At 60.1% G+C, this 13083-nt stretch carries 7 protein-coding genes; all 7 read left to right on the top strand.

What is annotated here, in order from left to right; genetic code table 11:
* Positions 1 to 265 precede the first annotated feature (265 nt).
* Positions 266 to 1732, top strand: a complete 1467-nt coding sequence (locus ACIOU6_RS02800) for a serralysin family metalloprotease (RefSeq protein WP_401133632.1) — start codon at positions 266 to 268, stop codon at positions 1730 to 1732.
* 93 nt (positions 1733 to 1825) lie between these two features.
* Positions 1826 to 2248 carry an AprI/Inh family metalloprotease inhibitor gene (locus ACIOU6_RS02805; RefSeq protein WP_401133858.1) on the top strand — a complete coding sequence of 141 codons (423 nt, stop codon included), beginning with the start codon at positions 1826 to 1828 and terminating at the stop codon, positions 2246 to 2248.
* Positions 2249 to 2427: 179 nt separating this feature from the next.
* Positions 2428 to 4206, top strand: coding sequence for a type I secretion system permease/ATPase (locus ACIOU6_RS02810; protein ID WP_221731796.1), 1779 nt, complete (start codon positions 2428 to 2430; stop codon positions 4204 to 4206).
* Positions 4203 to 5552, top strand: coding sequence for an HlyD family type I secretion periplasmic adaptor subunit (locus ACIOU6_RS02815; RefSeq protein ID WP_221731795.1), 1350 nt, complete (start codon positions 4203 to 4205; stop codon positions 5550 to 5552). Before ACIOU6_RS02810 ends, ACIOU6_RS02815 begins: the two co-directional genes overlap by 4 nt.
* Before the next feature lie 2 nt (positions 5553 to 5554).
* Positions 5555 to 6916, top strand: a complete 1362-nt coding sequence (locus tag ACIOU6_RS02820; protein WP_221731794.1) for a TolC family outer membrane protein — start codon at positions 5555 to 5557, stop codon at positions 6914 to 6916.
* Between the two features lie 86 nt (positions 6917 to 7002).
* Entirely contained in the window at positions 7003 to 9954 is a 2952-nt protein-coding gene (locus ACIOU6_RS02825; protein ID WP_401133636.1) for an autotransporter domain-containing protein, read from the top strand.
* Positions 9955 to 9995: 41 nt separating this feature from the next.
* Entirely contained in the window at positions 9996 to 13082 is a 3087-nt protein-coding gene (locus ACIOU6_RS02830; RefSeq protein ID WP_401133639.1) for an autotransporter domain-containing protein, read from the top strand.
* Position 13083: the final 1 nt, after the last annotated feature.

Here is a 13083-nt window from a genome sequence, read left to right on the forward strand (position 1 = left end):
ACTTACCTTTATTTAATATTTAAATAGAAAATCGTCAGACAATTAGGCTAAACCCAGCCGTTTCGAACATTCTTTTATCGCCGTGCGCATTGTTTACGGGAGTTTTCCGGAACAGTTCAATTTGATCTCAAAAAAAGGCTTTACGTTAGATTTCAAATTGTGTCAGGTTTCTTACGCCTTCATTGGGCGAGTGATAGGACGATCTCGCCAGAGATTGTCGCTATCGGACAAAAACTGTTCCATTGCTAAACAAGGAAGTGTGTTTATGTCGAAAGTTAAAGCTAATGCTATTGATACCGCCGAACAGGCTTTCCAGTTGTTCGCTGCGCCACAACCGCTGGCCGCAGCCAGTTCGGCGTATAACCAGATCAATAGCTTCAGCCATCAATATGATCGTGGCGGCAACCTCACGGTCAATGGCAAACCCTCCTTCTCCGTCGACCAGGCCGCCACTCAGTTGCTGCGCGACGGTGCTGCCTACCAGGACAAGGATGGCAGCGGCAAGATCGAACTCACCTACACGTTCCTGACATCGGCATCGTCCAGCACGATGTACAAACACGGGATCAGCGGGTTCAGCAAGTTCAGTGCTCAACAGCAAACCCAGGCCAAGCTCGCCATGCAATCCTGGGCCGATGTGGCCAATGTCACCTTCACTGAGAAAGCCTCGGGCGGCGACGGCCACATGACCTTCGGTAACTACAGTGGGGGCCAGGATGGCGCTGCGGCGTTCGCTTATCTGCCAGGCACCGGCGCCGGTTATGACGGCACGTCGTGGTACCTGATCAACAGTGGCTACACGCAAAACAAGACGCCGGATCTGAACAACTACGGTCGCCAGACCCTGACGCACGAAATCGGCCATACCCTGGGCCTGGCTCACCCTGGCGACTACAACGCCGGCAATGGCAACCCAACCTACAATGACGCGACCTACGGGCAAGACACCCGCGGCTACAGCGTCATGAGTTACTGGAGCGAGAGCAATACCAGCCAGAACTTCAGCAAGGGCGGGGTAGAAGCCTATTCCTCCGGGCCGTTGATGGACGATATCGCTGCTATCCAGAAGCTCTATGGCGCCAACATGAATACCCGTACCGGTGACACCACCTACGGCTTCAACTCCAACTCCGGTCGTGATTTCCTCAGCGCTTCGTCGTCGAGCGACAAGCTGGTGTTCTCGGTATGGGATGCGGGCGGCAAGGACACCTTTGACTTCTCGGGTTTCACCCAGAACCAGAAGATCAACCTCAATGAGGCTTCGTTCTCCGACGTTGGCGGCCTGGTGGGCAACGTGTCCATCGCCAAAGGTGTCACCATCGAGAACGCCATCGGGGGTTCGGGCAACGACCTGCTGATCGGTAACAGTGCGGCGAACGAGCTCAAAGGGGGCGCCGGCAACGACATCCTCTACGGGGCTGGTGGCGCCGACAAGCTGTGGGGCGGTGCAGGTTCGGACACCTTTGTGTTTGCGGCCAGCTCTGATTCCAGGCCAGGTGCAATCGATCAGATCCTCGATTTCGTCAGTGGTCTGGACAAAATCGACCTGACCGGTATCACCGGTGGCTCGGGCCTGCACTTCGTCAACTACTTCACGGGTTCGGCGGGTGATGCAGTGCTGACTTCGTCGGGTGGCAACAGCCTGTTGTCGGTGGACTTCTCCGGGCACGGCGTGGCGGACTTCCAGGTCAGCACCGTTGGCCAGGCAGCTTTCAGCGACATCGTGGCGTGATGTGAACCAAGAGAGCGGCGCTTGATGCGCCGCTTTCTTCGCTTGCATCGTCTAGGCTGGTACGCAAGGCTACACGCCGGAGTGAAATTTCCTATGGGCCGAAAGGTTTTTACCTACATAACGGTGGCGTGGCTGGTGGCGACGCTGATGATGATTTCAGGAGAAGCAAGCATGGCAAGCAGCCTCAGACTCGAAGACCCCTCGCAATTGTCCGGCGAATGGCAGGCGACGCTGACCGCTCGCAATGACGCTCCAGACGCGCAAAAGCTTCAGGACAAGCCATCGAATACTTGCGTCATCGACCTGCAATCGAACCAGACCGTTGGCAAGGGTGCCGACTGTTTGGCTGCCTGGATTGAAGACACGCCCATGGGATGGTTCCCCGAGCCGGACGGTATCTCGATTACCGGCAAGGAAGGCTCAAGAATCGTGTTTTTCAGCCGACAACGTGAAGGGCTCTATTCAAGTCATTTGAAGTCGGGGCTGATCATCACTTTTGAACGCGTAGTGCAATAAGCGTCGAGACGGCCAGTTGGATATAAGGTGATGCTTAATCGTTATAGGTCAGTCGACGTGAAAGCCGAAGTTGTTATTGAATTGTAATGGGCACTTGCAAGTTGTCTTGCGCCGGCAAACAGAAGACTAATTTAAACCTCGCCAAAGTGTGGCGAGATCAAACATTTCAGGAATAATCAATGAAGATGGCGAAGGCCCCAGCCACCGCGCCCTTATTCAAGGCATTGGGCGACTACAAAAGTATTCTGATCAGTGTCGGTTGCTTTACTGCGCTGATTAACGTGCTGATGCTGGTGCCCTCTATCTATATGCTCCAGGTCTATGACCGGGTGCTGTCGTCGCAGAACGAAACCACCCTGGCGATGCTGTCGCTGATGGTTGTTGGTTTCTTCGCCTTCATCGGCCTGCTGGAAGTGGTGCGCAGCTTTATCGTGATCCGCATTGGCAGCCAACTGGAGCGCCGATTCAATTTGCGGGTTTATCAGGCGGCGTTCGAACGCAACCTGTTCAAGGGCGAGGGCAACGCAGGCCAATCGCTGGGCGACTTGACCCACATTCGCCAATTCGTTACCGGGCCTGCGCTGTTCGCGTTTTTCGACGCGCCGTGGTTCCCGGTGTATCTGTTCGTGATTTACCTGTTCAACGTCTGGCTCGGCGTGCTCGCCACAGCGGGTGCGTTGTTGCTGATCGCCTTGGCGTGCCTCAACGAATACATGACCAAAAAGCCGTTGGGCGACGCCGCCGGTTTTTCGCAAAAATCCAGCCAGCTAGCCACCAGCCACCTGCACAACGCCGAAACCATTCAGGCGATGGGTATGCTCGGTTCACTGCGCAAGCGTTGGTTCCAGGTACATTCGCGCTTCCTCGGCTTGCAGAACCAGGCCAGCGACACCGGTGCGGTGATCAGCTCGCTGAGTAAAACCCTGCGCCTGTGCCTGCAATCGCTGGTGCTGGGTCTTGGTGCATTGCTGGTGATCAAGGGCGACATGACCGCCGGGATGATGATTGCCGGCTCGATTCTGATGGGCCGCGTTCTGAGCCCGATCGACCAGTTGATCGCCGTGTGGAAACAGTGGAGCGGGGCGAAGCTGGCTTACCGGCGTCTCGACGCGCTGCTGCAAGCCTTCCCGCCGAGCGACGACGCGATGGCCCTGCCGGCACCGAAAGGCCAGATCACCTTCGAGCAAGTCAGCGCCGGCCCGCCGGGGCAACGCACTGCGACCTTGCACATGGTCAATTTCAGTCTGGGGGCCGGCGAAGTGCTCGGCGTGCTGGGGGCTTCCGGTTCCGGCAAATCGACGCTGGCCCGGCTGCTGGTCGGTGTCTGGCCGACTCTGGGTGGCACCGTGCGCCTGGATGGCGCGGATATTCATCGCTGGAATCGCGACCAACTCGGCCCGTACATCGGCTATCTGCCGCAAGACATCGAACTGTTCAGCGGCAGCATCGCCGAGAACATTGCGCGTTTCAGTGACGCTGATCCGCAGAAAGTCGTGGCCGCTGCACAACAGGCCGGCGTCCACGAAATGATCCTGCGTCTGCCGCAAGGCTACGACACGCAACTGGGTGAGGACGGCAGCGGCTTGTCCGGTGGTCAGAAGCAGCGAGTGGCATTGGCGCGCGCCATGTATGGCACGCCAAGCCTGGTGGTGCTGGATGAACCTAACTCCAACCTCGACACCGTTGGCGAAGCGGCATTGGCCGGTGCCATTGCACAACTCAAGGCGCAAGGCACCACGGTGGTGCTGGTGACGCATCGTTCTTCGGTGCTGGCCCAGGCTGACAAGTTGCTGGTGCTCAACGAAGGCCGCCTGCAAGCCTTCGGCCCAAGCCAGGACGTGCTCAAGGCGCTGTCTGGCGCGGCCAATGAACAACAACGCGAGAAACCTGCGCAAGCACCGGGCGGGCTCAACATGAGTCGGCAGTACCAGCCCTCGACAAGGAATTCGGGTGTATGAGCAGTGCCAGCATGAACACAGAAAACGAAGCGAACATGGAACACGCCTACATCACCGAGCGCCCGGAGCGCGATGCGAAATTCTTCGCGCGCATGGGCTGGATTCTGGCGATTGTCGGTGCCGGCAGTTTCTTCACATGGGCCGCGTTGGCGCCGCTCGATCAAGGCATTCCGGTGCAGGGCACTGTGGTGGTCTCAGGCAAACGCAAAGCGGTGCAGTCGATGAGCAGCGGTGTGGTCAGCCGCATTCTGGTGCGCGAAGGCGAGATCGTGAAGCAAGGCCAGCCGCTGTTTCGTCTCGATCAGACGCAAGTGGCGGCTGACGTGCAATCGCTGCAAGCCCAGTACCGCATGGCGTGGGCGAGCCTGGCGCGCTGGCAGGCCGAGCGCGACAACCTCAAGCAAGTGATTTTCCCGGCTGAACTGAGCAACGACCCGGACCCGCGCCTGGCGTTGGTGCTGGAGGGGCAGCGCCAACTGTTCAGCAGCCGTCGCGAAGCGTTTTCCCGCGAACAAGCCGGATTGCGCGCCAGCATTGAAGGGGCAACCTCGCAACTGGCCGGCATGCGCCGTGCACGCACCGATCTGAATGCACAAGCCAATTCTCTGCAACAACAACTCAGTAACCTGCAACCGCTCGCGGACAACGGTTACATCCCGCGCAACCGCTTGATGGAGTACCAGCGTCAACTCTCGCAAGTGCAACAGCAACTGGCGGAAAACACCGGCGAAAGCGGTCGTGTGGAGCAGGGTATTCTCGAATCGCGCCTCAAGCTGCAACAGCACAGCGAGGAGTATCAGAAGGAAGTCCGCACGCAACTGGCCGAGGCGCAACTCAAAAGCGTGACCCTGTCCGAGCAATTGATCTCCGCCGGTTTCGACTTGCAACACAGCGAAATTCTTGCCACCGCCGATGGCGTGGCGGTCAATCTTGGCGTGCACACCGAAGGCGCTGTGGTGCGGCAGGGCGAAACGCTGCTGGAGATCGTCCCGCAAGGCACGACGCTGGAAGTGGAAGGGCATTTGCCGATCAACCTGATCGACAAGGTCGGCCCTCATTTGCCGGTGGACATTCTGTTTACCGCGTTCAACCAGAGTAAAACCCCGCGGGTGCCGGGTGAGGTCAGCCTGATTTCCGCCGACCAGATGGTCGATGAGAAAACCGGTGTGCCGTATTACGTGCTGCGCAGCAGTGTCAGCGATCAGGCCATGGAAAAACTCAACGGTCTGGTGATCAAGCCCGGCATGCCGGCAGAAATGTTCGTGCGCACGGGCGAGCGCTCACTCCTCAACTATCTGTTCAAACCGCTGCTCGACCGGGCCGGCTCCGCGTTGACCGAGGAATAAGGATGTTCGGCTGTATGAATAAGCTTTCCATGCTGACGGCCGCGTTCGCGCTGCTGGCGGGCAACAGTGCACTGGCGGCGATGGGGCCGTTCGAGGTTTACGAGCAGGCGCTGCGCAATGATCCAGTGTTCCTGGGGGCGATCAAGGAGCGCGACGCGGGCCTTGAGAACCGCGCCATTGGTCGCGCCGGGCTGTTGCCCAAAATCGGTTACAACTACAACAAGGGCCACAATACCTCGAAGGTCACGCAAATTAATGAGCGCGGCAACTATACCGAGAACCGCAACTACAACAGTTACGGCTCGAGCCTGACGCTGCAACAGCCGTTGCTGGATTACGAAGCGTATGCGGCCTATCGCAAAGGTGTTGCGCAGGCGCTGTTTGCCGACGCGAATTTTCGCGGCAGGAGCCAGGAACTGCTGGTGCGGGTGTTGGATAACTACACCAAAGCCTTGTTTGCTCAGGATCAGATCGACATTGCTCAGGCCAAGAAGAAGGCCTATGAGCAGCAATTCCAGCAAAACGAGCACATGTTCAAGCAGGGCGAGGGCACGCGCACCGACATTCTTGAAGCCGAGTCGCGCTATGAACTGGCGACCGCCGAAGAAATCGAGGCGCACAACGAGCAGGACGCCGCGTTGCGTGAGTTGGGGGCGCTGGTGGGTGTGCCGGCTGTGGACATCAGCGATCTGGCGCCGCTGGATCAGAGTTTCCAAACCTTTGCACTGCAACCCGCCAATTACGACACTTGGCACGAACTGGCAATCAGCAACAATCCGAACCTGGCCTCGCAACGTCAGGCAGTCGAAGTGGCGCGCTATGAAGTGGAACGTAATCGCGCCGGGCATCTGCCCAAGGTCAGCGCGTACGCGACGGTGCGCCAGAACGAATCGGAAAGCGGCAACACTTACAACCAGCGCTATGACACCAACACCATTGGTTTTGAAGTGAGCGTGCCTTTGTACGCGGGTGGTGGTGTGTCGGCCTCGACACGTCAGGCCAGCCGTACCATGGAACAGGCCGAGTACGAACTGGACGGCAAGACCCGTGAGACGCTGATTGAACTGCGCCGTCAGTTCAATGCCTGCCTGTCCGGGGTGAATAAATTGCGTGCTTATCAAAAGGCGCTGACGTCGGCCGAAGCGCTGGTGTTGTCGACCAAGCAGAGCATCCTCGGCGGCGAACGTACCAATCTGGATGCGTTGAATGCTGAGCAACAACTGTTTACCACCCGCCGCGATCTGGCGCAGGCGCGGTACGACTATTTGATGGCCTGGACCAAATTGCATTACTACGCCGGCACCTTGAGCGAGCAGGATCTGGCTCGGGTGGATGAGGCGTTTGTTGTTGCTCATCAGCCCTGATCCTAAGCCTCTGGGAAGCGCTGAGTGAGGGCTCTAAGCAACACCGCAGAAGAACCTGCATAGAACAATAAAAGTGAGTCGTGAACATGGACGTACACATCAAGCCGGCAGCGGTCGGCACGCTGTTGCTCGCTGTTTCTATCGCTCAGGCCCAGGCGCAATACCTGGAACCTGGTAAACCCGGCGACCCCGCCAGTTGGCGTAGTACCGAATTTCTGCGTGATTGGGGCCTAGATCGCATGCAGGCCGATCAAGCCTACGCCGCCGGCATCACCGGCAAGGGCGTCAAGATTGGCGCGCTCGACTCTGGTTTCGATGCTGCCCATCCCGAGTTTGCCCCTGACCGTTATCACCCGGTGCAGGCCAGCGGCAGCTACATCGACGGCGCACTGTTCAGCATCGACGGCAACGTCAACCCCAACAACGACGCCCATGGCACCCACGTCGTCGGCACGATGGGGGCGGCCCGTGATGGCACGGGCATGCACGGCGTGGCGTACAACGCGCAGATCTACGTCGGCAACACCAACAAGAACGACCGATTCCTGTTCGGCCCCAATCCCGATCCACGCTATTTCAAAGCGGTTTATGACGCTCTGGCCGATGCGGGTGTGCGGGCGATCAACAACAGTTGGGGCAGCCAGCCGCCGGATGTCAGTTACCGCACACTCGCCGATTTGCAGGCGGCCTATGCCCAGCACTTCAACAAAGGCACTTGGCTCGACGCGGCTGCCGACGTCTCGCGACGCGGTGTGATCAACGTGTTCAGTGCCGGCAACAGTGGCTATCCGAACGCAAGCGTGCGCTCGACGCTGCCGTACTTTCAGCCGGATCTTGAAGGTCATTGGCTGGCGGTGTCGGGCCTGGATCAAAGCAATCAGCAGAAGTACAACCAGTGCGGCGTCGCCAAATACTGGTGCATCACCACGCCGGGGGCGAAGATCGACAGCACCGTTCCCGGCAGTGGTTACGCGATCAAGTCCGGCACTTCGATGTCGGCGCCGCACGCGACCGGGGCTCTGGCGCTGGTCATGGAACGTTACCCGTACATGAACAATCAGCAGGCGCTCGAGACGCTGCTGACCACCGCCACGCAACTCGATGGTTCGGTGACCGATGCGCCCAGCGAGCGAGTCGGTTGGGGGGTGGCCAACCTGAACCGGGCGATGCACGGGCCGGGGCAGTTACTCGGCACGTTCGACGCCAGTCTGGCGGGCGGACAGAGCGATGTCTGGAGCAACGACATCTCCGACAAGGCATTGATTCAGCGCCAAAGCGAAGACCTTGCCGAACACAGTGCCTGGCAGCAAACCTTGCGGGATAAGGGCTGGCAGAACGGTGTCGGGGCGAATGCCAGTCAACAGGATCAAACCGATTACGCGGTGGGCACTGCTCGCGACGCGGCAGCAGCGGGGCGCGTGTACCAGGGTAGCCTGATCAAGTCCGGCGCCGGGCGTTTGATCCTCACCGGGGAAAACACCTATCGCGGCGCCACCACAATCAACGGCGGCTTGCTGACGGTCAACGGTTCGCTGACTTCAGCCGTCACCGTGAACGACAGCGGCACGCTTGGCGGTTCCGGCCGGGTCGCGTCATTGACCGCCAACAGCGGTGGCCGGGTGGCGCCTGGCAATTCCATCGGCACCTTGAACGTGGCCGGCGATGTCAGTTTCGCACCGGGTTCGACGTATGCCGTTGAACTGTCGCCCACCAGCAGCGACCGTATCGTTGCCGGCGGTACCGCGACCGTCAGCGGCGCAACCGTCAGCCTGTCACTGGAAAACAGCCCAACCTTGCTCCGTACCGCCGAGGCGCAAAGCCTGCTCGGGCGCCAGTACACCATCCTGCAAGCGGCCGGTGGCATTGAGGGCCAGTTCGGCGCTGTGCTGCCGAACTATCTGTTTATCGGCGCCAGCCTCGACTACGCCGCCAGTGGTATTGAACTCAACGTTGAACGCAACGCGAACACGTTTGCCAGCGCAGGCCAAACGCCGAATCAACGTGCGGTGGCCGCTGCGATCGAAGGCTTGGGCGCTGGCAACTCGGTTTACGAAAGTGTGCTGCTGTCGACAGACGCGGCTTTCGCGCAACAAGCCTTCCAGCAACTGAGCGGCGAAATCTACCCGGCCCTCGGTTCGGCGCTGATCAACGACAGCCGCCCAATGCGCGATGCGGTGGCCGAGCGTTTGCGTGATCCCCGCGCTGCGCAAAGCAATGGCTGGATCAAAGGCCTCGGTGCATGGGGCAGCACCGACTCGAGTCATGACACGGCGGGTTACCGCACGTCGATTGGCGGTGTTCTGGCCGGTGTCGACGGCGTGCTGGACGAGCAGACCCGCATCGGTCTGGTCACCGGTTACAGCGACAGTTCGCTTGGCATGGGGTCGGGCACGCATTCGTCGGCCAAGGTCGACAGCTACCACCTGGGTGCCTACGCCGGACATGACATTGGTGCGTGGCGCTTGAGCACCGGCGCGGCCTACAGCTGGCATCGCGCCGATGTGAAGCGTGATTTGCAGTACGGCAACGTCAGCGCCAAACAGAAAGCCAAGGTGGAGGCGAGCACCGCCCAAGTGTTTGGCGAGGCAGCTTATCGATTGGCCCTGCAGCCACTCGCGCTGGAGCCGTTTGCCAATCTGGCCTACGTGCATCTGGACAGCGAGGGCTTTACCGAGAAGGGCGCTGGCGCCGCGCTGAAAAGCTCGGGCGATCAGCGTGACGCGGTGCTGAGCACGCTCGGCGTGCGGGCGATCAAGACCTTCAATCTGTCGACTCAGCAGACACTGGATGTGAGCGGCCACCTCGGCTGGCAACACAGCCTGAGCGACATCGAATCCGAGCAACACCTGCGCTTTGCCAGCGGGGGCACGCCTTACTCGGTGGAGAGTTCGGCGCTGGTACGTGATGCCGCGCTCGTCGGCGTGCAAGCGAGCCTGGCGCTGAGCCGCGATGTACGGGTGAATTTTGATTACAACGCACAACTGGCCAATCGCGAGAAGAGCCACGGCGTCGGCGTGAGTCTGAACTGGCAGTTCTGAACAAACGGATTTTTCGCAACATCACTAAGGAAGGTCGCTGGATGAATAACAACAATACCTGCGCGCAAACGGGTGGTCGCTTCGCCCTTAAAACCCTGAATTTCGCGGTGTTGTGCGCACTGACCACCTGGGGCACAGCGCAGGCTGCACCCTATGTGGAAAACGGTCGCACGGGCGATGCCAGCAGTTGGCGCAGCGCCGAATTCCAGGCCGATTGGGGGCTGGGCGCTATCGGGGCCGATTACGCCTACGCCGCGGGTTACACCGGCAAAGGCGTCAAGTTGGGGATCTTTGACCAACCGGTGTACGCCGCGCACCCGGAGTTTTCCGGCAGCAACAAAGTCATCACGCTGGTCACCCGGGGTATTCGCCAATACACCGACCCGTACATCCCGGTCAAAGCCGGGGATACGTTCCTTTATGACGGTTCGCCCTCGGTCGGCTCCAACGGCAAGCTCGGCGCACACGGCACCCACGTCGGCGGCATCGCGGCGGGCAGTCGCGATGGCGGCCCGATGCACGGCGTGGCGTTCGGCGCACAAATCATCAGTGCCGACAACGGCGACCCCGGCCCGGAAGACGGCATTGTTCGCGGCAACGACGGCGCGGTGTACAAGGCCGGTTGGGATGCGCTGATCGCCAGCGGTGCGCGGATCATCAACAACAGTTGGGGCATCGGCATCACCGACCGTTTCGACCTCGGCGGCCGCGACCCGGCGTACCCGCACTTCACGGTCAACGACGCACAATTGCAGTTCAACGAGATCCGCACGCTGCTCGGCACCAAGCCCGGCGGTGCCTATGACGGTGCGATTGCTGCCGCACGCAGCGGCATCGTCACGATCTTCGCCGCCGGCAACGACTACAACCTCAACAACCCGGACGCCATCGCTGGCCTCGGCTATTTCGTCCCGGACATTGCGCCGAACTGGATCACCGTCGCGGCGTTGCAACAGAACCCGAATCTGGCCAGTTCCGACCCGTACATCATCAGTACGTTTTCTTCGCGTTGCGGTTACACCGCGAGTTTCTGCGTCTCGGCACCGGGTACGCGGATCTACAGTTCGATCATCAGTGGCACCAACGCTGACAACCTCACCACTGGCTACGCCAACTACAACGGCACCTCAATGGCCGCGCCGCATGTGGCCGGCTCCATGGCCGTGTTGATGGAGCGCTTCCCGTACATGTCCGGCGATCAGGTCGCCAGCGTTTTGCGAACCACGGCCACCGACCTCGGCGCACCGGGCATCGACGCCTTGTACGGCTGGGGCATGATCAACCTGCGCAAAGGCATTGATGGCCCGGCGATGTTCGTCACCGAGCAGGACATTCCGGCTGAATTCCGTATCGAAGGCGCCTATGGCTCCGGCCAGTTTGTCGCGGATTTGCCCGGCATCGGCGCGATCATCGACCAAGGCAAACCCACCGAACGCGTGTGCACCGACATCACTTGCGGTCTCGATACCTGGCGCAACGACATTTCCGGGCACGGCGGTTTGACCAAGCAAGGCATCGGCACGCTGGTGCTGACCGGCAACAACACCTACAGCGGCCCGACCCTGGTCAATCAGGGGCGCCTGGCAATTAACGGGTCGCTGCAATCGGCGGTCACCGTGAATGACGGTGGCATCCTCGGCGGTAACGGCCACATCGGCGCGCTGTCGGTGAAAAGCGGCGGTACGGTCGCACCGGGCAACTCCATCGGCACCCTGAACGTGGCGGGGGATGTGACCTTCGCGCCGGGCTCGACCTACGCGGTGGAGTTGTCGCCAACCAGCAGTGACCAGATCATTGCGACCGGCAAGGCTGTGATCGAAGGGGCGACGGTGAGCATGTCGCTGGAAAACAGCCCGACACTGCTGACCACCGGCCAAGTGAAAAGCCTGCTTGGCACCCAATACAACATCCTGCAAGCGGCGGGCGGCATTGAAGGACGCTTCGGGCAAGTGCTGCCGGATTACGTGTTCCTCGGTGGCACCCTCGATTACTCGGCAGGTGGCATTCAACTGGCGGTGGGGCGTAACGACGCATCGTTCGCCAGCGTGGGGCTGACGCCTAACCAGCGCGCCGTCGGTGCCGCTGCCGAGCGTTTGGGGGCGGGCAATGCCCTGTTCGAAACGCTGTTGTTGTCGCCAAACGCGGCAGCGGCGCAGCAAGCGTTCCAGCAGTTGTCCGGTGAAATTCACCCGGCCATTGGCACCCTGTTGATCAACGACAGCCGTTACCTGCGCGATGCCGTGGGTGAACGTCTGCGCGAACGTGATCTGTTCAATGCCAATGCACCGACCGACGATCGCAGCAACGCTTGGGTCAAGGTGCTGGGGTCTTGGGGGAGCAGTGACGGCGGGTACAAAAATGCCGACAGCACCACCTCCATCGGCGGTTTACTGGCCGGCGTTGACGGTTTGATAACTGACGATACCCGTCTGGGCTTCGTGACCGGTTATAGCGACAGCTCGTTGAACATGGGCAGTGGCACGCACTCCTCGGCGTCGGTCGACAGCTATCACTTGGGTGCCTATCTGGGCCATGAAATCGATGCGCTGCGCCTGACCGTTGGCGGTGCGTATAGCTGGCATCGCATCGATGTGAAACGTGACCTGCAATTGGGCGATGTCAGCGGCAAGCAGAAGGTCAAACGCGATGCGAGCACTGCGCAATTGTTCACGGAAGCGGCTTACGATCTGCGTCTGCAACCGATGAACCTGGAGCCGTTCGCCAATCTGGCTTACGTGCACCTGAACAGCGACAGCTTCACCGAGAAGGGTGACGCCACCGCATTGAAGGGCGGCGAAGACAATCGTGATGTGGTGCTGTCGACCCTCGGTGTACGGGCCAAACGCACGTTTGCCTTGTCGGACAAGCACCAACTGGAATTGGGCGCGAGCCTGGGCTGGCAGCACAACCTGAGCAGCGTTGATGCCGAGAGTCACCTGGCCTTCGCCAACGGCAACAGTGCGTTCAACGTGCAGAGCGTGTCGATGGACCGTGATGCTGCCGTGGTCGGCGTGCGTGCCGGTCTGGCGCTCAATCGCGATGTGCGGGTCAACCTGGATTACAACGGGCTGATCGGTTCCAATGAGAAAGACCACGGTGTTGGCCTGACTCTGGACTGGCAGTTCTGAT

Source organism: Pseudomonas sp. NPDC087615 (genome assembly GCF_044743445.1).
Classification (GTDB): domain Bacteria; phylum Pseudomonadota; class Gammaproteobacteria; order Pseudomonadales; family Pseudomonadaceae; genus Aquipseudomonas; species Aquipseudomonas baetica_A.

What these genes read in the sequence shown, in the direction of transcription:
- ACIOU6_RS02810 (WP_221731796.1), top strand. Translation starts at nt 2,428, where the DNA reads ATGAAGATGGCGAAGGCCCCAGCCACCGCGCCCTTATTCAAGGCATTG.
- ACIOU6_RS02825 (WP_401133636.1), top strand. Translation starts at nt 7,003, where the DNA reads ATGGACGTACACATCAAGCCGGCAGCGGTCGGCACGCTGTTGCTCGCT.
- ACIOU6_RS02815 (WP_221731795.1), top strand. Translation starts at nt 4,203, where the DNA reads ATGAGCAGTGCCAGCATGAACACAGAAAACGAAGCGAACATGGAACAC.
- ACIOU6_RS02830 (WP_401133639.1), top strand. Translation starts at nt 9,996, where the DNA reads ATGAATAACAACAATACCTGCGCGCAAACGGGTGGTCGCTTCGCCCTT.
- ACIOU6_RS02805 (WP_401133858.1), top strand. Translation starts at nt 1,826, where the DNA reads ATGGGCCGAAAGGTTTTTACCTACATAACGGTGGCGTGGCTGGTGGCG.
- ACIOU6_RS02820 (WP_221731794.1), top strand. Translation starts at nt 5,555, where the DNA reads ATGTTCGGCTGTATGAATAAGCTTTCCATGCTGACGGCCGCGTTCGCG.
- ACIOU6_RS02800 (WP_401133632.1), top strand. Translation starts at nt 266, where the DNA reads ATGTCGAAAGTTAAAGCTAATGCTATTGATACCGCCGAACAGGCTTTC.